General features: G+C 68.5%; 19 protein-coding genes. 9 read left to right on the forward strand and 10 right to left on the reverse strand.

Features of this window, described 5'->3' with window-relative positions; genetic code table 11:
• The first annotated feature begins 88 nt into the window (after positions 1-88).
• From LRQ07_RS12330 to LRQ07_RS12340, 3 genes are all read left to right on the forward strand, one after another.
• Positions 89-1,033 (forward strand): quinone oxidoreductase family protein, encoded by a 945-nt coding sequence (locus tag LRQ07_RS12330; RefSeq protein WP_256534778.1) that lies wholly within the window; start codon positions 89-91, stop codon positions 1,031-1,033.
• Positions 1,034-1,109: 76 nt separating this feature from the next.
• Positions 1,110-2,096, forward strand: a complete 987-nt coding sequence (locus LRQ07_RS12335) for a Gfo/Idh/MocA family protein (protein WP_256534779.1) — start codon at positions 1,110-1,112, stop codon at positions 2,094-2,096.
• Positions 2,097-2,098: 2 nt separating this feature from the next.
• Positions 2,099-3,076 carry an NYN domain-containing protein gene (locus LRQ07_RS12340; protein WP_131491551.1) on the forward strand — a complete coding sequence of 326 codons (978 nt, stop codon included), beginning with the start codon at positions 2,099-2,101 and terminating at the stop codon, positions 3,074-3,076.
• Between the two features lie 25 nt (positions 3,077-3,101).
• Here LRQ07_RS12340 and LRQ07_RS12345 read toward each other — a convergent pair whose 3' ends face one another.
• The 7 genes from LRQ07_RS12345 to LRQ07_RS12375 form a co-directional block, all read right to left on the reverse strand.
• Positions 3,102-4,109, reverse strand: a complete 1,008-nt coding sequence (locus LRQ07_RS12345; protein WP_256534780.1) for a sugar phosphate isomerase/epimerase family protein — start codon at positions 4,107-4,109, stop codon at positions 3,102-3,104.
• A gap of 43 nt (positions 4,110-4,152) precedes the next feature.
• Complete coding sequence (locus tag LRQ07_RS12350) at positions 4,153-5,004, reverse strand: sugar phosphate isomerase/epimerase family protein (RefSeq protein WP_256534781.1); 852 nt, start codon at positions 5,002-5,004, stop codon at positions 4,153-4,155.
• Positions 5,005-5,085: 81 nt separating this feature from the next.
• Positions 5,086-6,294 (reverse strand): substrate-binding domain-containing protein, encoded by a 1,209-nt coding sequence (locus LRQ07_RS12355; RefSeq protein ID WP_256534782.1) that lies wholly within the window; start codon positions 6,292-6,294, stop codon positions 5,086-5,088.
• Positions 6,295-6,296: 2 nt separating this feature from the next.
• Positions 6,297-7,334, reverse strand: coding sequence for an ABC transporter permease (locus tag LRQ07_RS12360; protein ID WP_256534783.1), 1,038 nt, complete (start codon positions 7,332-7,334; stop codon positions 6,297-6,299).
• Positions 7,331-8,425 carry an ABC transporter permease gene (locus LRQ07_RS12365; protein WP_256534784.1) on the reverse strand — a complete coding sequence of 365 codons (1,095 nt, stop codon included), beginning with the start codon at positions 8,423-8,425 and terminating at the stop codon, positions 7,331-7,333. Before LRQ07_RS12365 ends, LRQ07_RS12360 begins: the two co-directional genes overlap by 4 nt.
• Positions 8,422-9,945, reverse strand: coding sequence for a sugar ABC transporter ATP-binding protein (locus tag LRQ07_RS12370; protein WP_256534785.1), 1,524 nt, complete (start codon positions 9,943-9,945; stop codon positions 8,422-8,424). The genes LRQ07_RS12365 and LRQ07_RS12370 overlap by 4 nt, the downstream gene beginning before the upstream one ends.
• On the reverse strand, positions 9,942-11,051 hold the full coding sequence (locus LRQ07_RS12375) for a Gfo/Idh/MocA family protein (RefSeq protein WP_131491544.1): 1,110 nt from the start codon (positions 11,049-11,051) through the stop codon (positions 9,942-9,944). The genes LRQ07_RS12370 and LRQ07_RS12375 overlap by 4 nt, the downstream gene beginning before the upstream one ends.
• Positions 11,052-11,165: 114 nt before the next feature.
• On the opposite strand from LRQ07_RS12375, the gene LRQ07_RS12380 reads away from it, so the two are divergent.
• Positions 11,166-12,362, forward strand: a complete 1,197-nt coding sequence (locus LRQ07_RS12380) for an ROK family transcriptional regulator (RefSeq protein ID WP_256534786.1) — start codon at positions 11,166-11,168, stop codon at positions 12,360-12,362.
• A 31-nt stretch (positions 12,363-12,393) separates the two neighbouring features.
• On the opposite strand, the gene LRQ07_RS12385 is transcribed toward LRQ07_RS12380, so the two are convergent.
• Complete coding sequence (locus LRQ07_RS12385; RefSeq protein ID WP_256534787.1) at positions 12,394-13,524, reverse strand: Gfo/Idh/MocA family protein; 1,131 nt, start codon at positions 13,522-13,524, stop codon at positions 12,394-12,396.
• Positions 13,524-14,330 (reverse strand): sugar phosphate isomerase/epimerase family protein, encoded by an 807-nt coding sequence (locus LRQ07_RS12390; RefSeq protein ID WP_232763735.1) that lies wholly within the window; start codon positions 14,328-14,330, stop codon positions 13,524-13,526. The genes LRQ07_RS12385 and LRQ07_RS12390 overlap by 1 nt, the downstream gene beginning before the upstream one ends.
• Positions 14,331-14,436: 106 nt before the next feature.
• Here LRQ07_RS12390 and LRQ07_RS12395 point away from each other — a divergent pair, with 106 nt between their 5' ends.
• The 5 genes from LRQ07_RS12395 to LRQ07_RS12415 all read left to right on the forward strand — a co-directional run bounded on the left by LRQ07_RS12395 (position 14,437) and on the right by LRQ07_RS12415 (position 18,375).
• Positions 14,437-15,054 carry a TetR/AcrR family transcriptional regulator gene (locus tag LRQ07_RS12395; protein WP_232763736.1) on the forward strand — a complete coding sequence of 206 codons (618 nt, stop codon included), beginning with the start codon at positions 14,437-14,439 and terminating at the stop codon, positions 15,052-15,054.
• A 174-nt stretch (positions 15,055-15,228) separates the two neighbouring features.
• Positions 15,229-15,510, forward strand: a complete 282-nt coding sequence (locus LRQ07_RS12400) for a DUF4166 domain-containing protein (RefSeq protein ID WP_256534788.1) — start codon at positions 15,229-15,231, stop codon at positions 15,508-15,510.
• A 67-nt stretch (positions 15,511-15,577) separates the two neighbouring features.
• Positions 15,578-17,095, forward strand: coding sequence for an IS1634 family transposase (locus LRQ07_RS12405; protein WP_076689818.1), 1,518 nt, complete (start codon positions 15,578-15,580; stop codon positions 17,093-17,095).
• A gap of 33 nt (positions 17,096-17,128) precedes the next feature.
• Positions 17,129-17,395, forward strand: a complete 267-nt coding sequence (locus LRQ07_RS12410; protein ID WP_256536439.1) for a DUF4166 domain-containing protein — start codon at positions 17,129-17,131, stop codon at positions 17,393-17,395.
• Positions 17,392-18,375: an epimerase gene (locus LRQ07_RS12415; RefSeq protein ID WP_256534789.1), complete on the forward strand. Its 984-nt coding sequence runs from the start codon at positions 17,392-17,394 to the stop codon at positions 18,373-18,375. The genes LRQ07_RS12410 and LRQ07_RS12415 overlap by 4 nt, the downstream gene beginning before the upstream one ends.
• Here the strand turns inward: LRQ07_RS12415 and LRQ07_RS12420 are convergent.
• Positions 18,372-18,761, reverse strand: coding sequence for a PLDc N-terminal domain-containing protein (locus LRQ07_RS12420; RefSeq protein ID WP_134351840.1), 390 nt, complete (start codon positions 18,759-18,761; stop codon positions 18,372-18,374). The two genes, LRQ07_RS12415 and LRQ07_RS12420, sit on opposite strands and share 4 nt — an antisense overlap.
• Positions 18,762-18,805 lie beyond the last annotated feature (44 nt).

An 18,805-nucleotide genomic window follows, 5' to 3' on the forward strand; every position in this document is an offset into this window, starting at 1 on the left:
TGATCTCCTTCATCTCACGTGGTTCGAAGACCGGGAGGCCGGGAGGCCGGGAGGCGCTCTCCGTGAAGGTCGCGGGTAGCCTGAACTCATGGCTCGCGCGATCGTGTACACCGAAATCGGCTCCCCGGACGTCCTGCACCTGATCGAGATCCCCGACCCGGTCGCTGCCCGCGGTGAGGTCGTCGTGCGGATCGAGGCGGCGGGTGTGAATCCGATCGACGCGAAGCTCCGCGGCGGCAAGCGGCCCTCTGCGCCGATCACCGAGCCACGTCCGGTCGGCTTCGACGGCGCCGGGGTGATCGAGGTGCTCGGCGAAGGCGTCGACGATCTCCGGGTCGGCGACCGGGTGGCGATCCGAGACGGGCACGGCACGTACGCCTCCGCGCTCGCCGTCCCCGCGGAGAACCTCGCCCCTCTTCCGGACGCGGTCACGATGGCCGAGGGCGCCGCGATCGGCATTCCGGCAGGCACCGCCTACCAGGCCCTCCGCTCGCTCGACGTCGGCGCCGGCGACGTGCTTCTCGTGCACGGAGGCTCCGGTGCGGTCGGGCAGGCCGCCGTGCAGTTCGCCGTCGCCTGGGGCGCGACCGTGATCGCGACCGGAAGCCCCGCCCGCCACGACCAGCTGCGCGACCTCGGCGCCCTCCCCGTGGCCTACGGCGACGGGCTGATCGACCGGATCCGCGACACCGCCCCCGCCGCCGTCACGGTGGTGCTCGACTGTGCCGGCACCGACGAGGCGATCGAGACGTCCCTCGCGTTGGTGTCCGACCGCGACCGTATCGCGACGATCGTTCGAGGACCGGATGCCGCGTCGTTCGGCATCCGCGCCTTCTCCGGCGGCTCACCGGTGCCGCTTACCGACCAGGAGCTCGCATGGCGCGCCGAAGCGCTGCCTCAGACGATCGCGCTCCTGGAGACCGGGGACTTCACGGTCGAGCTCGGGCCGCAGTTGCCGCTTGCCGAGGCGGTGCGGGCCCATGAGCTCCTGGAGTCCGGCGCCGCCTCCGGAAAGATCATCCTGGTGCCGTAGGCGGGCCTCTGTCGATCGGGGCGCATGCCCGTGAAGAATGCGGCGTCGCGTCCGCGGCACCCCGTACGCTGAGACCATGACAGGTCTTCGGTGGGGAATCCTCGCGACCGGCGGTATCGCCGGCGCATTCGCGTCCGATCTGCGAACCGCGGGGCTCGACCTCGTGGCCGTCGGATCCCGCTCGCAGGAGTCGGCTGACGCCTTCGCCTCGCGCTTCGACATCCTCCACGCCCACCCCTCGTACGACGCTCTCGTCGCCGACCCCGACGTCGACATCGTCTACGTCTCGACGCCGCACCCGATGCACCACGAGAACGCCCGGCTCGCACTCGAGGCCGGCAAGCACGTGCTGGTCGAGAAGGCGTTCACCCTGAACCGCGCCGAGGCCGAGGATCTGCAGGCGCTCGCGGCCGAGCGGGGACTGCTCGTCATGGAGGCCATGTGGACGCGCTATCTGCCGCACATGGTGCGCATCCGCGAGCTCATCGCCGAGGGCGCCCTGGGCGACATCCGCGCGGTCAGCGCGGATCACACACAGCTGTTGCCCACCGACCCGGCGCACCGGCTCAACGCCCTCGAGCTCGGCGGCGGTGCCCTGCTCGATCTCGGCATCTATCCGATCTCCTTCATCTGGGACATCCTCGGCGCTCCGACCAGCATCCGCGCCGTGGGCAGGCTCATCGACACGGGCGCCGATTCCGAGGTCGCGACCGTGATGACGCATGAGGGCGGCGCGGTCTCCACCAGCCTCTCGTCGTCCCGGGCGGCAGGCCCCAACGTGGCGAGCATCCTCGGCACCGCAGCCCGCATCGACATCGACACGGTCTGGTACAGCCCGACCACGTTCCGCGTGATCCTCCCGGACGGCACCGTGCAGGAAGAGTACGTCTCCTCGGTCACGGGCCGCGGCATGCAGTATCAGGCTCATGCCGCCGAGCGCCTGGTGCGCGACGGGATCCTCGAAGGCGACATCCTGCCGATCGCCGAGAGCGTCGCGATCATGGGCGCGCTCGACGAGATCCGTGCGCAGATCGGCGTCCGCTACCCCCCTGAGGAGGCCTGATCATGGCCGAGACCACCGATGCCCGCGTCGCCGTCTATCTCGACTTCGACAACATCGTCATCTCCTGGTACGACCGCGTGCACGGGCGCAACGCCTATGGCAAGGACCGGCAGCGCATCACCGAGAACCCGAACGATCCGGAGGTCGTCGACCGTCTCGGCCGCGCGATGATCGAGGTCGGGGCGATCATCGACTACGCCGCGTCTTTCGGCACCCTGGTGTTGACGCGCGCATACGCCGACTGGTCGTCGCCGGTGAACGCCGAATACCGCTCTCAGCTCGTGGCACGCGCGGTCGACCTCGTGCAGCTCTTCCCTGCCGCCGCCTACGCCAAGAACGGCGCCGACATCCGGCTCGCCGTCGATGCGGTCGAAGACATGTTCCGGCTGCCCGACCTCACGCACGTCGTGATCGTGGCGGGTGACAGCGACTACGTGCCGCTCGCGCAGCGCTGCAAGCGGCTCGGTCGCTACGTGATCGGGGTCGGGGTGTCGGGCTCGACCGCGAAGTCGCTCGCGGCGGCCTGCGACGAGTTCGAGTCCTACGACTCGCTGCCCGGAGTCGTGCGCCCCGTCAAGACCACTCCCCCGCCTGTCGCGGCGAAGGCAGAAGCCGTGGTCGAGGCCACCGCCGATGCCGCCGACACCGCCGAGGCGAGCACCGATACGGCCAAGGCCAAGACCCCGCGCCGGGCCAAGTCCAAGGCGGCCGCCCCTGCTCCGACGAAGATCGATGAGCAGGGCGAGGCGACGCAACTGCTCGAGCGCGCCCTCCGCCTCGGTCACGACAAGGCGGACGCCGACGAATGGCTGCACAGCTCCGCAGTGAAGACGCATATGCGCCGCATGGACCCGTCGTTCAGCGAGAAGGCGCTCGGCTACCGGTCCTTCTCCGACTTCCTGAAGTCGCGAGACGACATCGCCGAGCTGGAGGAGACCGGACACGAGCGTCTGGTCCGCCTCCGCGAGCCCGCCGTCTGACAGCGCGCGGGCTCCGTCGGGTTCGTCACTGGTTGCGAAACGCCGCGTCGAAAGACGCCGCAGGAGGCGGCCACAGCAGGGAGCGCACGAAGCCGAGCGCTTCGGCCGCTCCGTGCAGACGATCCATTCCGGCGTCCTCCCACTCGATCGAGATCGGACCTCCGTAACCGATGGCGTCGAGGGCGCGGAAGGCGTCCTCCCAGGGCACATCCCCATGCCCGGTGGAGACGAAGTCCCATCCCCGTCGCGGGTCTCCCCACGGGAGATGCGAGCCGAGCACCCCGGCCCGACCGTTGTGCGGTCTCATCCGGGTGTCCTTGCAGTCCACATGGTAGATGCGGTCCGCGAAGTCGACGATGAACCCGACCGGATCGACGTTCTGCCACATCATGTGCGACGGATCCCAGTTGAATCCGAACGCCTCACGGTGATCGATCGCCTCGAGAGCACGCACACTCGACCAGTAGTCGTAGGCGATCTCCCCGGGGTGCACCTCGTGCGCGAACCGCACGCCCTCACCGTCGAAGACGTCGAGGATCGGATTCCACCGTTGCGCGAAATCCTCGAATCCACTCTCGATCACGGATGCCGGCACCGGCGGGAACATCGCCACGTAGGGCCAGATCGATGAGCCGGTGAACCCGACCACCGTATCGACGCCGAGCTTGCGTGCGACGCGGGCCGCGCGCTTCATGTCCTCGGCAGCGCGTTGCCGCACCCCCTCCGCATCGCCGTCGCCCCACACGTGATCGCGCAGGATCGCCTGGTGACGGAAGTCGATCGGCGCATCGCACACCGCCTGTCCGGCGAGATGATTCGAGATCGCGAAGACCTCGAGTCCGTGGCGATCGAGGATCTCCTTGCGCGAGGCCAGGTAGGCGTCGTCCTCGTCGGCTCGGCGCAGATCGAGGTGGTCCCCGGAGGCGGCGACCTCGAGACCGTCGTAGCCCCATCCCGCCGCGAGACGCGCGACCTCCTCGAAGGGCAGATCAGCCCATTGGCCGGTGAACAGGGTGACCGGGTGGCTCGTCATGGATACTCCTTCGTATCGTTGCGGGCGTGTCGCGTTTCGGTGGTCAGGCTCCGAAGGCTCGGAGGGCGGCGATACTGCGGGAAGCGAGTTCGTCCTGGCTCGGGGCGAGTGGGCGCCAGACGGAGGCGGCGACCGCGATCGTGGCGTTCTCGCCGGTGAAGCTCTCCAGTCCGAGCGGACCTCGATAGTCGGCGTCGTCGAGCGCCTGAAGAATGCCCGGCCAGTCGGCGTGGTCGTCACCGACGGCGCCGCGGTCGGTGCCGCAGACCTGCACGTGCGCGATCGCCGACCCCGCAGCGCGGATCGCATCGGCCGGCTGCTTCTCCTCGATGTGGAGATGGTAGGTGTCGAGCGCGAGACCGACACCGGCGCCGAGGAGCGGGCTGAGCGCGTCGAGGCTCTGCTCGACCGTGTTGAGCACACTCGTCTCGTAGCGGTTCAGAGGTTCGACGGCCAGCGTCACTCCCCTGTCGGATGCCTCGTCAGCGACCACCGCGAGGTTCTCGCGCACCTCGGCGACCACCGCGCGGCGCTCATCGGCGTCCATCCGCCAGGCGACTCCGGTCGGCGCGTAGAACGGTCCGGCCACCACGTCGGCGCCGACCGTCGTCGCCGCCGCGATACACGCACGAAGATAGTCCTGAGTGGCCCCGACATCGCCGACGCGGGCGACCAGCGAGCGACCGGGCCCCATTGCGCCGACCACGATCGCACCGAGTCCCCACGCGTCGAGCACATCGCGAGTCCGCTCAGGGTCCCAATCGCCGACGTTCTCGAGCGGCAGCTCCAGAGCGTCATAGCCGAGGTTCGCGGCTTTGCGGGCGAGTGGTCCGAGAGTCGCATCCGTCAGCGGAGACGTCCACACCCAGGTGTTGACGGCGATCGTGCGGGGCATCGTTGTCCTCTTGCTCATGACCGTGCTCTCCCACCCTCCCATTCCGCGGGTGCGGAGCGGAAGGGCGGGAGAGCACATCGGTTACGGGATCTGCCGTTCCTGCCAGACGGTGGGGTAGCCGGGAAGGTTCTCCCCGCCGAACTTGGCGTAGTGGCCGTCGGGCATGCCCTCGTTGGCTTCGAGGTAGTCGTCGAGCTCGGGCGCCGTGATCGGCTTCTGCGGGAGCACCCACTCCTTCGGGACCTCTTCACCGGCGAAGATCTTCTGCGCGGCGAGGAGCGGGGTACGCCACTGGAAGTTCGAGTACACCGGGGCCAAGCCCGTGAGACCCGTGTCCTTCCACTTGCGCAGGAAGCTCATCTCGTCCTCACCCGTCATGACGGGGTAGTCCGCACCGGCATCTTCGAACGCCTCGATGGCCGCGACCGCTCCGTCACCGGCGTCCATCCAGATGCCGTCGACGTCTCCCTTGGCCAGCTCGTCACTGATGATGCTCTTGATCTCAGCCGGGTCCGCGCCCGTGAAGTGGTCCACGGCGTCGATCCCCGCCTCGTCGAACAGCTTCTTCGCTCCAGCCCAGCGGTGCTCGAGCACATCCACGCCCGGGAGGATGCGCAGTGCCACGACCTTGTCGCCCTCTTCGAGGTTGTCGATCAGGAACTCGGCGGTGTCGATACCCCAGGCGAAACCGCCGATCGGGTGGATGAAGGTGACAGGGCAGTCGGTGTTGACGCCGCGGTCGAAGACCACGACGGGCTTGCCCGTCTCACACGCCCGCTCCACGGCCGGGGTCATGGCCGCCGTGCTGTTGGGCGAGATCAGGAACACGTCGCAGTTGCCCTCGGAGATGAAGTAGTCGATGTCGGCGATCTGCGTGTCATCGGAGTCCTGCGCGTCGCGCGTCTCCATCTCGCTGATCGCTCCGTCGGCCTGCAGCGCCTTCAGCTGTTCGTTCATCGTGATCCAGCCGGTCTGGCGCCACGGGTTCGAGATCGACGCGTTGGCGAAGCAGGCCTTCTTGGCCCCCTCGGCGGCGAACTCGGAGGTGTCGACCATCTCTGCGTTGATGTACTGCAGATAGGGTTCGTCGGCGGGACCCTGCGGATCGACGCCGCGCTCCTCGTCCTGCTTGTCGAAGAGCTCCTGATCGAACCACTCCGTCGTCTCCGCTGCCGCATCAGGGTTCTCCGAGTCGGCCGGCGCCACGGACGGGTCGGTCGTGCACCCGGCGAGCGCGATGAGGCCGAAGAGAGCCACCCCTGCGGTGGCGATCTTCATTGATCGTCGCATTGCTAATCTCCTCTGGTTTCTGTGTGGATGGTGCTGGTGGAAAGGGGTTCTGCGGGAGGGACATCGGAAGACTGCGGACTTCGTCGCCGGCGGGCACGGAACGCGACGGCGGAGTAGGCGACGGCGGCGATGATGATGACGCCCTGGACTGCGTCACGGAGCGTGGACGGGACCCCTGCGATGTTGAGCAGCATGAACAGGGCCTCGAGGGCGAAAGCTCCGGCGACCGCACCGACGATCCAGCCGCGACCGCCGCCGAGGACCACTCCGCCGAGCACGACCGCCGTGATCGCCGTGAATTCGTAGCCGCGACCGACCGACGGGTGCACACCTGCGTAGCCGACGAGGAGTACCGCCGACAGCGATGCCGACAGCGACGAGATGATGAAGGCACGCGTCGTCGCCCAGGCCCGACGCGCTCCGGCGTAGTCGACCGCGACCGAGTTGTCGCCGACGGCGATGAGCGTCTTTCCCAGCGGACGCTTCGTGATCCAGATGCCCAGCGCCAACCAGACGATCAGCAGCAGCACCGCCCACGGGATGAAATCGAGGAACGGCACGTCGCGGATCCCGCCACGACCGATCTCCCGGAAGCTGTCGGCAGGATTGCCCGTGGCCGCGCCTCCCGTCCACCACATGACCCCGCCGAGGAGGGCGAGCATCATTCCGAGGGTGACGATGAACGAAGGCACCTTGAGCCGGGTGGTGATCAGTCCGTTGACGAGCCCGACGGCCACAGCGAACACGATCATGAGCAGCAGCACCGGAATCGTGCGGGCGTCGTCCTGCCCGACCAGATTCCCGGCGATGATGACCTGTGCCGTAATGAGCGATCCCTGCGACAGATCGAACTCGCCGGCGATGATCACGAAGTACTGGCCGATCGCGACGATGGCGATCGGTGCGACCCGCTGAAGGAACCGCATGAACTGTCCCGGTTCGGCGAAGCTCGGGTTGAGAATCGTGACCGCCACGAGCAGGATCGCCAACAGCAGGAACACCGCCCCACGGGGGCTGACGAGTGTGCGCAGCGTGTTCATGCGCGCCCTCCTTGCGACGCGGAGCCGGCATCGGGAGTGGTCTCGACGAGCTGCGATGCGGCCGCGGCCATCTCCGCGTCCGCAGCCTTCGCGGCGTCATCACCGCCGGTCCGTGTACCACCGGCGCCGAATCGCGGGCGCCGTCGGATGATCGAACGACGGCTGTACACGGCGACGGCGGCCACGATCACGATGCCGCGGACGACATCCTTGAAGAACGGATTGACCTGCATCACGCTCATCACGTTGTCGACGACGGCCAGGATCGCGACGCCGCCGATCGTGCCCCAGACCGAGCCGCGCCCGCCGAGCAGGAGCGTGCCGCCGAGGACGACCGCCGCGATCGAGAGGAGCGCGTAGCCACCCTGCTGGCCCACCGTGGGGCTGCCGACGCCGAGCCGGCTGGCGAGGAGCAGACCCGCGAGTCCCGCGAAGACCGAGCACAGGACGTGGGCCCAGATGAGCGGCATCCGCGTGCGGACTCCCGAAAGTCGGGCGATCTCGGGGTCGCCGCCGACGGCGAAGAGGTGGGCGCCGGTGCGGGTGCGATTGAGCAGGATCCACACCACCACGGCCAACGCGATCATGATGAGCGTCGAAACCGGGATCGGGCCGAGTCCGGTGGCGCCGATGAGCTGGAAGGCCCACGGGACGTCGCCTGCCGAGCCCTCGAAGTTCGTGTTCAGGATGCCCTGCAGGATGAGACCGACGCCGAGAGTGGCGATGAAGCCGTTCACCTTGAGGACGGTGACGATGAGACCGTTCGCGAGCCCGATGCCGGCGCACACGAGGAGCGTGACGACCACGGCGAGAGGGATGTTCCCCGGGTTGCCGTTCATCGTCGTGGCCGCCAGCAGGCTCGACAGGCTGATCACGTAGGTGATGGAGAGATCGAGCGATGCACCGATCACGACCAGCGTCTGCCCGATGGCCACGAGCCCGAGGACGCTCATCCCGGTCAGGATGTCCCGGATGTTGCCGGGACTGAAGAAGTTTCGCCCCACCGTCGCGACGAGGATCGCCCCGACGATGAGCACGAGCAGGAGAATGGCGAGGACGATGACGGTCGAGTCGACCCGCAGACGCTTCATCGCGTACCCCCGTCCCCTGCGTTGTCGGAATCACTCGCACCCGTCGCCGCCCCGAGGATCTCGTGCTCCGCAGAGCCCGCAGGGAGTTCGGCGACGAGCTCGCCGTCGTGCATCACGAGGATCCGATCGCTCATCCCGATGACCTCCGGCAGTTCGCTCGACACCATCAGCACGGCCTTCCCCTGCGCTGCGAGTTCGCGCATGAGCTGGTACACGGCGTATTTCGCCCCCACATCGATGCCGCGGGTCGGTTCGTCGAAGAGGACGATCTGCGGTTGGGTGAGCAGCCACTTCGCCAGCACGACCTTCTGCTGGTTGCCGCCCGAGAGGAAGCGCACTTCCTGATCGACGCCCCGAGAGCTGACTTCGAGCGAGGTGAGGACGCCGGGCACCTCGCGACGGGACGCCGTCGTCCGGCCCGCGAAGACGCTGCGCACGACCAGAAGGGCGTTGTCGAGGACCGATTGGCCGAGCGCGAGCCCCTGCGCCTTGCGATCCTCGGACACGAGGGCGAGTCCGGCGCGGACCGCAGCCCGCGCACCGGTGATGCGTGCCGGTTTCCCGTCGATCCGCATCGAGCCCCGGGTGAACGCCTGGATGCCGAAGATCCCTTCCACGAGTTCGGTGCGACCGGACCCCTGGAGACCGGCGATGCCGACGATCTCCCCGGCACGCAGCGTGAGCGACACCCCGTCGACGTAGGCGTTGCCGCACCCGTCCAACTCCAGCCGTGGCCGGCTCACGACCGTTCCCTCGAGCGCATCGGGGAAGTACGACTGGATCGACCGCCCAACCATGCGCCGGACGAGTTCATCGGTCGTGAGCGCCGCGGTGTCGTCGGTCGAGACGAGAGCACCGTCCTTGAGGATCGTGATGCGGTCGCAGAGATCGAAGATCTCCTTGAGCCGGTGCGACACATAGATCACGGCGACCCCACGGGAGGTGAGCCGGCGGATGATCGCGTACAACAGCTCGACTTCGCGGTCGCTCAGCGCGGCGGTCGGTTCATCCATCGAGATGACCCGGGCGTCGAAGGAGAGCGCCTTGACGATCTCGACGATCTGCTGTTCGGCGACGGTGAGGGAACCGACACGCGCGGACGGCTCGATGAACGAGACGCCCAGGTCGGTCAGCAGGGCTTCGGTCCGCGTGTGCATCTCCCGCTGGTCGACGAAGCCGCCGCGGCGGGGCTCGCGCCCGAGATAGACGTTCTGCGCGACGGTGCGCTCGGGCAAGAGGGTGAATTCCTGGAAGACCGTCACGATGCCGGCATCCATCGCCTGTCGGGGGTGCGCGTGGTACACCTCTTCTCCGCGATACGAGATCGTCCCCTCATCGGCCGGCTGCACACCCGCGATGATCTTCATGAGGGTCGACTTCCCCGCACCGTTCTCGCCGACGAGACCGTGCACCTCTCCTGGCCGCACATCGAAGTCGATACCGCTGAGCACTTCGACGCCGTAGAACGACTTGCGGATACCCTCCACCCGCAGCACGGGGTCGGTCGTGGTCGCGATCATGCCGTCACCTCCACCCATCGTCCGCCCTGCGCCGCCGAGTCGAGCACCGCTTCCGTCAGCACCGCCGACCGGAATCCGTCAGCGAATGTGGGGAGTCCATCGGGCTGTGCACCGGCGATGGCCGCATAGACGTCGGCGACGAAACCGTTGAAGGCGTCCTGATAGCCCATCGCATGGCCGGCGGGGACCCGCTGGAGTCGCGCCGAGTCGGCGACGGATGACGCGGGGTCGCGCAACAGCGACCGGGATTCCTCACGCATGCCGATCCAGAGCTCCTCGGGTCGTTCCTGCTCGAAGCGGAGGGTCTGCTGCGAGCCGTGGAGTTCGAGGGTGAGGGCGTTCTTGCGGCCCGCCGCCATCTGCGAGATGAGGAGCGTGCCCAGGGCACCGGACTCGGTCTCGACGAGAAGGGCGACGATGTCCTCGGTGTCGACCGTCTGCCCCGATCGCTCGGAGAACACGCGTCGGGTGCGGGCGCTCAGCGTGCGGATCCGCTCGCCAGCCACGAACTCGACGAGATCACACAGGTGCGAGCCGATGTCTGCGAAGGCTCGGGACGCACCCCCGGACTCGGAGCGCACCCGCCAGTCGTCGTCGCTCGGCAGGAGCATCCAGTCTTGAAGATACGAGCAGTCGAGGGTGAGCAGGTCACCGGCGTCACCGCGGGCGATCCGCGCTCTCGCCTCGCGCACCATCGGGTGGTAGCGGTAGATGAAGGGCACAGCGGCCACTCGACCCCGAGCCTGAGCGGTCTCGGCGAGAATCCTGGCGTCCTGCGCGGTCGTGGCGAGCGGCTTCTCGCACACGACGTGCTTCCCGGCGTGGAGTGCTCGGAGCGCGAGGTCGGCATGTGTGGCGTTCGGGGTGCAGATGTGGACGACGTCGATGTCTGTGGCCTCGAGCACGCCGGCCGCATCGCTCTCCGCCCTCTCCGCGCCGAGGGCGTTCGCCGCATCGCGCCCTCCTGCCGCGGATCGGGTGGCGACCGCGCGCAGTTCTCCTCCGGCGTCGCGGGCCGCGGTGCGATGCACGCGGGCCATGAACCCTCCGCCGAGGATCCCGGTTCGGATCGTCCCGAGACCGGTGTCAGTGACATCCGTTGTCATGTCGCCGATTCTGACATAGAGCTTCCAACTTTTGCTACCCCATCGTCAAAAGTCGCAGAATCCAAATCAGAAGCCGATCGCCGAAAGGCCGAAGTGCTGTGGTTTACTGACGCCATGGTTGACGTTCTGAGGCCGGCTCCGGCGATCTCCTCCGGTGCGGGCGAGATCTTCCAGATCCTTCGCGACGGCCATGCCAGAACCAAAGCCGAACTCGCCGCGCTCACCGGACTCGCCCGCTCCACGGTCGCCCTGCGCGTGGATGCGCTCCTCGCTGCCGGGCTCCTGCGTCCCGCCGGCGAGGCGGCATCGACCGGAGGACGCCCGCCCGCCCGAGTCGCCTTCAACCCCCGTGCCGGTCTCGTCCTGGCCGTGGACCTCGGCGCGACGCACGCCACGGTGGCCGTGGCAGATCTGGCCGGGGTCATCCTCGACTCCCGCACGCGCACGATCGACATCGGCGACGGGCCCGAGAGGTTGCTCGACACCATTCTCACCGATGGCGGCGAACTCCTCAGTGCCACGAGCGACGAGGGACTCCCCCTGGTCGGCGTCGGCATCGGGGTGCCCGGACCGGTGGAGCACTCCACCGGTCGACCGACCAATCCGCCGATCATGCCGGGATGGGACCGATTCGACGTTCCGGCCTACGTGCAGCGGACTTTCGACGTGCCGGTGCTGGTCGACAACGATGTGAACATCCTCGCTCTCGGCGAGCAGGCGACGAGCTGGCCACAGGTCGACGATCTGATCTTCGTGAAGGTGTCCACCGGTATCGGTGCCGGCATCATCGCGGGTGGTCAGCTGCAGCGCGGCGCGCAGGGTTCCGCGGGCGACATGGGGCACGTCCAGGTCCCGAGCGGTGCCGGATCGACCCGCGAGCCGGATGACGACCGCGACCTCGAGGCCCTCGCCAGCGGGTCCGCCCTGGCGATCGCCCTCCGTGCGGAAGGACTCGATGCCCACAGCCCCGCGGATGTCGTCGCCCTCGTGCGATCGGGGAACACCTCAGCGATCGAAGCGACGCGTCAGGCCGGCCGTCATGTGGGCGAGGTTCTCGCCACCGTCGTCAACCTCCTGAACCCGTCGATCATCGTGCTGGGTGGCAGCATCGCACGCGCCGGAGAGCATCTCCTCGCCGGCGTCCGAGAGATCGTCTATCGTCGATCGATCCCCCTCGCGACCCAGCATCTGGCGATCGTGCAATCGCAGGCGGGTGATCGCGCGGCTGTGTTGGGCGCCGCGATCATGGTCGCTCGGGAAGTCCTCTCGCCGGCGAGCGTCGACCGCTACGTGGCGGCGAAGGCGCGGTGACTCGCACCGTCGCCGCCACGGGCGGTGCCCGTCAGAGCGTGGCTTCGAACGGATCGAAGTCCGCGGCGAGCGCACCGACCTGACCGGCGGAGCTCTCCACGGAAACGAAGCTGCGCGATGCCGCGGCCTCCTCGATCGACAGGAGCGTGTCCAGCACGTGGTAGCCGAACTCCCCCGTGGCGACGTGCGGGCGACCGGCGGCGATTGAACGCGCCATGTCGAGCAGCCCGAGGCCGCGCCCGGAGAGCACGCCTTCCTGCGCGACGTCGATGACCTCTTGCTGGACCGGCTCCGGGGGGACGAACAGGCGGGTGAGCGGTCGGGTGATCGTGATCGCGCCACCGAACGTATTGGGATCGGGGATCACGATCGTGCCCTCGGTGCCGGTGATCTCGACGATTCCCTGTCGCAGCATCGGCGAATCGGTGCTGTACAGGCTCTGCGCCTGACCGCCCTGCTCGAAGTCCATCAGGACGCTGAGCGTCGAGGGGATCTCGACCGGGAACTCCTGCCCGGCGAGCTCGCCGACCTGAACGCGCCGCGTCGGCGATCCCTGCAGCCCGAGAGCCGCGACCGCAGCCACCGAGCCGAAGACATGCACGAGCGTCGAGACGTAGTACGGCCCCATGTCGAGCAGGGGTCCGCCGCCCTTGGCATAGAGGAACGCCGGATTCGGGTGGAAGATCTCCGGCCCCTGCCACTGGAACGTGGTCTGACCGAACAACGGCCGCCCGATGTCACCGCGCGCGATCGCCCGTTTCGCCGTCTGCACCCCCGGGCCGAGCACGGTGTCCGGAGCCACGCCGACGCGAAGGTCCGCGGCCTGCGCCCTCTCGAGCAGCCGACGGGACTCCTCCCGGCTGACCCCGATCGGCTTCTCGGTCCAGACGTGCTTGCCCGCGGCGATGATCGCCTCGGAGACCTCGACGTGCGACGCGGGGATCGTGAGATTGACCACGATGTCGATGTCGGGGTCGTCGAGCACCACGTCGACCCCACCGAAGCGCGGGACGCCGTACTTCACGGCCTGCGCCTTCGCCCGCTCCTCGAGGAGATCCGCGACCGCGAGGACGCGGACGTCCGGGAACGTGGTGAGGTTCGACAGGTACTGATCGCTGATGTTGCCGGCACCGATGATGCCGACACCCACGGGGCTCGCCATCAGCCGGCGACCTTCTCATCGAGGTAGACCCGGCTGCGCTCGATCGCGTCGAAGAGTTCCCCCTCGTAGTGGTCGAACTCGACGATGGCGAGTTCGAGCGCCGGGGCCGCAGCGATGGCCTCGACCAGCGGCACGGCGCCGTCCCCCGCGGCCACCTGGTCGGCGGGAGGGTACGCACCGGCGAGCGCCGGGTCGAGGGTGCCGTCCTTCGCATGCACCGCGATCACCCGGTCCCCCAGACGCTCGAGCAGCGCGACCGGGTCGACGCCACCGCGCGCGACCCAGTAGAGGTCGACTTCGAGGACCACGCGCTCATCGAGGAGTCCAGCGAGGACCTCGAGCCCGGTGACGCCGTCGAAGACCGCCTCCAGCTCGTGAGCGTGGTTGTGGTACCCGACGCGGACGCCGACACCTGCACCGATCTCGGCGGCCGCGTTCAGCAGCCGGGCGGTCTCCTCGATCTGCTCGACCGACTCCCAGCGCGCGGGCTCGGTGTAGGGATCGATGACCGTGCCCATGCCGAGCACCTTCGCAGCCTCGAAGACCTCGGCGGGAGTCGGGACCGGCACTGTGGTGCCGCTGCCATCCGGATTCACGAACGACTCCGAGGCGAGGAACGCGTGCCCCGACGGCGCGGTCAGGCCCGCGGCCGAGAGCGCCGCGGCGAGGGGCTCGGCACGCCGGACGAAGTCGTACGGCTCGACGGCGGTGAAGCCGCGAGCTGCGACGGCCGCGAGCGAACCGTCGAGGTCGGCCTCCAGCTCGTCCTTGATCGTGAACAGCTGGAGGGAGGTCTGGATCGTCATCGTCGTGCTCCTTCGGTCTTCGGCGACGGAGGGGTCGCAACCCCCTGGCAGGCACGCTATCACCAAATACCTCCACTCGGAAGTTTTGGTTCGCTAGACTCCTCTCATGGCCGCCGATACGCCCGAGCGCTCTGCGCCTCCCCGCCCGCGCGGCGCCTACGCCAAGGGGATCGCTCGACGACAGGAGATTCTCGATCGCGCCATCGAGGTCTTCGCCGAACGCGGCGCCGACCGCACGAGTCTGCGCGCCATAGCCCGTGAAGTCGGGGTCACGCACGCCGCCCTCACGCACTATTTCGGGTCGCTGGAGGAGCTCCTCGTCGCAGTCTACGAAGAGAGCAACGCGCCGGGTCGGCAGGCCGGCTCCCCACCGGAAGACGCGACACCGGTCGAGATGATGATCGAGTCGGCGCGCACCAACCGCGCCATCCCGGGACTCGTGCAGCTGTACTCGACGCTCGTCGCCTCGGCGCTCGAAGAAGGGCACCCCGCTGCTCGCACGTTCGCCACGGGCCGTTTCACGCGGCTCCGTGCACGGCTCGCCGAGACCGTCCGACAGCAGCAGGCGGAAGGGCGGATTCGCGCGGATGTCGACGCGGACGCTGTCGCCGCACTCGTCGTCGCCGCCTCCGACGGCCTGCAGACGCAGTGGTTGCTGGACGAGTCCGCCCCACAGCATGAAGCGCTCGCGCTCCTCGACCGCCTGCTGCGTCCGACAGACTGAACGCCCGGAGCCGTCGGACGGGACCCGCCGACCATCGAGTTAGGCTCGAGGGGTGACGCTCGTGCCGCAGTCCCCGTACGCCCGGGCCCTCGGTGAACGGATCGACGAGCTGCACCCCGCCTGCGCTCCTACTTCGCCGCGATCCCCGACGGCGCGGTCGGCATCGGCGAGGGCGTGTTCCAGCGGGTCGGCACTCCCCGTCGCTGGCTCTGGCCTCTGCTGCGCCCCCTCGAACACCGCGGCGTGGTCGCCTCCGGGTGGGAGCACGACGTGCCTTTCCACATCGAGAACCGCACGGTCGCCTCACGCGCCATCGGGGAACGTACCTTCCGTTTCGCCCGAGGAACGTGGGTGATGCGCGATGCCGTGGCCCTCACGCAGCGCGGGCGCGTGGTCGACGAACTCGGACCTGGATCGTGTCACCGTCGGGTGATTTCGCGGGTTGAGGACTGTTGAGGCTTGATTTTCCGGGGGTGTTGGTGCCTCGTGCGGGGCACTAACGGCGTCGATCTAGACTCGCTCGGTGGGGTGGTTCGTGCGGAAGGTGCGCACCGCGTCGGGTGCGACGGCGGTGCAGATCGCGTCGAAGACCCGTGGTGTGCGGACGATCGTGGAGCACCTCGGCTCCGCGCACGACGATGAGCAGCTCGCGGTGCTGGTCGCGATCGCGCGGGAGCGGATCGCGGAGCTGGCCGGGCATGTCCCGTTCGATCTGGACGGGCTGGGCGCGACGCCGCCGGCCACGACCGCGCCGACGGTGACCGGGTCGAGGTCCAGGTTGTTGTGGGATGTCCTCGAGGACGCCTACGCCCGTCTCGGGTTCGACGCGGTCGGCAACGACACATTCAAGAAGCTGGTCCTGGCCCGCGTCGTCGAGCCGACCAGCAAGGCGGACACGCTGCGGGTGTGGGACGAGCTCGGTGTCCCGGGTGCGCCGTCGCTGTCGACCGTGTGGCGGACCCTCGCCCGCAGCGTTGAGCAGGACTGGCGGTCGAAGATCGCCGCCGCAGCCTACGCGCATGCGACCCGATCTGGCCCGCTCACCGTCGTGCTCTACGACGTCACCACCCTCTACTTCGAGGCGGAGCGTGAAGACAAGCTCCGCAAGGTCGGGATGAGCAAAGAGCGCCGCGTCGACCCGCAGATCCTCGTCGGCCTCCTCGTGGACCAGGGCGGGTTCCCCCTCGAAGTCCACGAGTTCGCGGGCAACAGGGGCGAGACCCTCACCCTGCTGCCCGTCCTCGACCAGTTCCGCGAACGTCACTCCGCGACCGAGGTCGTGGTCGTCGCGGACGCCGGCATGCTGTCCGCAGCGAACCTGAACCGGCTGGAGGACGCCGGGTTCGGGTTCATCGTCGGCTCCCGCACCTCCTCCGCGCCATACGATCTCGCCGAGCACTACGCGACCGTCGGGAACATCGTCACCGATGGGGAGACGGTCGAGACCACCCGAACCATGGGTGCGGGTGTGAACGCGCGGGAGCGGCGAGTGGTGTGGCAGTACTCCCACAAGCGGAAGATCCGCGACAACATCACGTTGAACAAGCAGATCGAACGCGCCGAGCAGATCGCTGCCGGCACCCGCCCGGCGAAGAAGGACCGGTTCGTCACCCTCGGCACCAAGCCCGGCGTGAACTGGGCAAGAGTCGAGAAGGCCCGCGAATACATCGGCCTCAAGGGGTACGTCACCAACCTCAGCACCGCGACGGCTTCCGCTGCAGAGATCGTGGCGGCCTACCATGACCTGTTCCAGGTCGAGGCGACGTTCCGGATGGCGAAGACCGACCTGCGGGCGAGACCGATGTTCGCGTCGACCGCGGACTCGATCCACGCGCACCTCACCGTCGTGTTCTGCGCTCTCGCGATCAGCCGGCACCTCTACAAGACCACCGGCGTGACGGTCCGCCGTATCGTCCGCGCGCTGCGCCCGCTGCGTGACGTCACGATCACCATCGACGGACACGAACTCACCGCGACCACCCCGCCAACGGGGGAAGCCGCCGACATCATCGCCGCACTCCGGCCGGGCGTGGGGCACTAATCTGACACGATCCAGGTCGGAGAACCCGGCCTCATCGCCGCGTGCTTCGACGTCGAGACGAAGGACGGCGCGCTCCGGCTCACCAGCACGGCGGTCGGGGTGCGTCTCGGACGGCTCCGGCTTCGCATCCCGCGCCTGATCTCGCCGACCATCCGCCTGACCGAGCGCTTCGACGACGCCCTCGACCGCCAGCGTGTGAGCCTCACCGTCCACGTTCCCCTGATCGGCCGCGTGTACGAGTACCGGGGCCACTTCCGCTATCGCGTCGAGCCGGCCACCACGAAGGAGCAGACCGCATGAGCACAGACGACGTCAGCACGGGACGGGTCGTCATCGGCGGGTCCACGGGGTTCATGGGGACCTATCTGGCTCCGCGCCTCCGCGCCGCAGGTCGCGAGGTGGTGACGATCTCGCGCTCGGGCGCCGACATCCGGTGGGGTGACCAGGTCGAGATCGATCGCGCGGTCGACGGCGCGACCCTGGTGATCGGCCTCGCCGGCAAGAGCGTCAACTGCCGCTACACGCCCGAGAACCGGGCCGAGATCTTCCGCTCACGACTCGACACCACGGCCTCCTTGAGCACCGCGATCGCGCGGGCCACGACGCCTCCCCCGCTGTGGGTGAACTCCTCGACCGCCACGATCTACCGGCACGCCGAGGACCGCCCGATGACCGAGTCCACGGGCGAGATCGGCACCGGCTTCTCCGTCGAGGTCGCGAAGGCGTGGGAACAGGCGCTGTTCGCCGAAGAGCTCCCGGCCACACGTCGGGTCGCTCTGCGCAGCACGATCGTCCTCGGTCACGGCGGCGTGCTCGAACCGTTGAAGACCCTCACACGCCTCGGCCTCGGCGGTCCGCAGTACGACGGGCGCTGGCCGGTGAGCGCCGCTCGCCGCGCGGCAGGAACGGGACATTTCCCCGGGGCACGCAGAGGTCGTCAGCGCTTCAGCTGGGTGCACATCGAAGACGTCGCCCGCATCATCGACTTCCTCGAGCGGACGCCGGCACTGGAGGGACCGGTCAACGCGGCCGCTCCGCATCCCGTCGACAACGTCGAGTTCATGGCGACCGTGCGCCGCGTGCTGGGCGCTCGGATCGGTCCGCCGATGCCCCGCTGGATGCTGGAGCTCGGCGCCATCGGCATCCGGACCGAGACCGAGCTGGTCCTGAAGAGCCGATGGGTGCTCCCCGAGAAGCTCACCGCCGCCGGGTTCGAGTTCCGTCACCCGCAGCTGGAGGAAGCGATCCGCGAATCGTTCGACCGCCCGCACGCCGCCTAGGAGGTCGAGCCGACGGATCCTGACGGGGCTTCGCCGTCGCGTCGGCGCTTCTCGATCTCTTGCCGAAGACGCCATTCCTCGATCTCACGGTCGAGATCGGCGATCTGCTCCTCCGTGGTCCGCCGATCCACCGGCGGGGCCGGTCGCACATCGGTCTGCGGCGAGGACCTTTCCGCTCGCCGCATCCGCGGGATCGGGATGCCCGAATCGCCGTACTCGCGGCCGATCGCGAACCACAGTGCGCTTCCGATGAGCGGCAGCAGGATGACGATGATGATCCACACCATCTTCGGCAGGTGCTTCACCTGCGAGTTGTCGCGGGTGATGATGTCGATCAGCGCACCGATCATCAGGGCGATGACGAGGAGCGAGAACAGGAACGGCATGAACTCAGGGTAGACGACGCCGGACCGTCTCGCCTCGCCGGCTA

Source organism: Microbacterium sp. J1-1, from assembly GCF_024498615.1.
Taxonomy (GTDB): domain Bacteria; phylum Actinomycetota; class Actinomycetes; order Actinomycetales; family Microbacteriaceae; genus Microbacterium; species Microbacterium aurugineum.

What these genes read in the sequence shown, in the direction of transcription:
- LRQ07_RS12330 (WP_256534778.1), top strand. Translation starts at nt 89, where the DNA reads ATGGCTCGCGCGATCGTGTACACCGAAATCGGCTCCCCGGACGTCCTG.
- LRQ07_RS12335 (WP_256534779.1), top strand. Translation starts at nt 1,110, where the DNA reads ATGACAGGTCTTCGGTGGGGAATCCTCGCGACCGGCGGTATCGCCGGC.
- LRQ07_RS12340 (WP_131491551.1), top strand. Translation starts at nt 2,099, where the DNA reads ATGGCCGAGACCACCGATGCCCGCGTCGCCGTCTATCTCGACTTCGAC.
- LRQ07_RS12345 (WP_256534780.1), bottom strand. Translation starts at nt 4,109, where the DNA reads ATGACGAGCCACCCGGTCACCCTGTTCACCGGCCAATGGGCTGATCTG.
- LRQ07_RS12350 (WP_256534781.1), bottom strand. Translation starts at nt 5,004, where the DNA reads ATGCCCCGCACGATCGCCGTCAACACCTGGGTGTGGACGTCTCCGCTG.
- LRQ07_RS12355 (WP_256534782.1), bottom strand. Translation starts at nt 6,294, where the DNA reads ATGCGACGATCAATGAAGATCGCCACCGCAGGGGTGGCTCTCTTCGGC.
- LRQ07_RS12360 (WP_256534783.1), bottom strand. Translation starts at nt 7,334, where the DNA reads ATGAACACGCTGCGCACACTCGTCAGCCCCCGTGGGGCGGTGTTCCTG.
- LRQ07_RS12365 (WP_256534784.1), bottom strand. Translation starts at nt 8,425, where the DNA reads ATGAAGCGTCTGCGGGTCGACTCGACCGTCATCGTCCTCGCCATTCTC.
- LRQ07_RS12370 (WP_256534785.1), bottom strand. Translation starts at nt 9,945, where the DNA reads ATGATCGCGACCACGACCGACCCCGTGCTGCGGGTGGAGGGTATCCGC.
- LRQ07_RS12375 (WP_131491544.1), bottom strand. Translation starts at nt 11,051, where the DNA reads ATGACAACGGATGTCACTGACACCGGTCTCGGGACGATCCGAACCGGG.
- LRQ07_RS12380 (WP_256534786.1), top strand. Translation starts at nt 11,166, where the DNA reads ATGGTTGACGTTCTGAGGCCGGCTCCGGCGATCTCCTCCGGTGCGGGC.
- LRQ07_RS12385 (WP_256534787.1), bottom strand. Translation starts at nt 13,524, where the DNA reads ATGGCGAGCCCCGTGGGTGTCGGCATCATCGGTGCCGGCAACATCAGC.
- LRQ07_RS12390 (WP_232763735.1), bottom strand. Translation starts at nt 14,330, where the DNA reads ATGACGATCCAGACCTCCCTCCAGCTGTTCACGATCAAGGACGAGCTG.
- LRQ07_RS12395 (WP_232763736.1), top strand. Translation starts at nt 14,437, where the DNA reads ATGGCCGCCGATACGCCCGAGCGCTCTGCGCCTCCCCGCCCGCGCGGC.
- LRQ07_RS12415 (WP_256534789.1), top strand. Translation starts at nt 17,392, where the DNA reads ATGAGCACAGACGACGTCAGCACGGGACGGGTCGTCATCGGCGGGTCC.
- LRQ07_RS12420 (WP_134351840.1), bottom strand. Translation starts at nt 18,761, where the DNA reads ATGCCGTTCCTGTTCTCGCTCCTCGTCATCGCCCTGATGATCGGTGCG.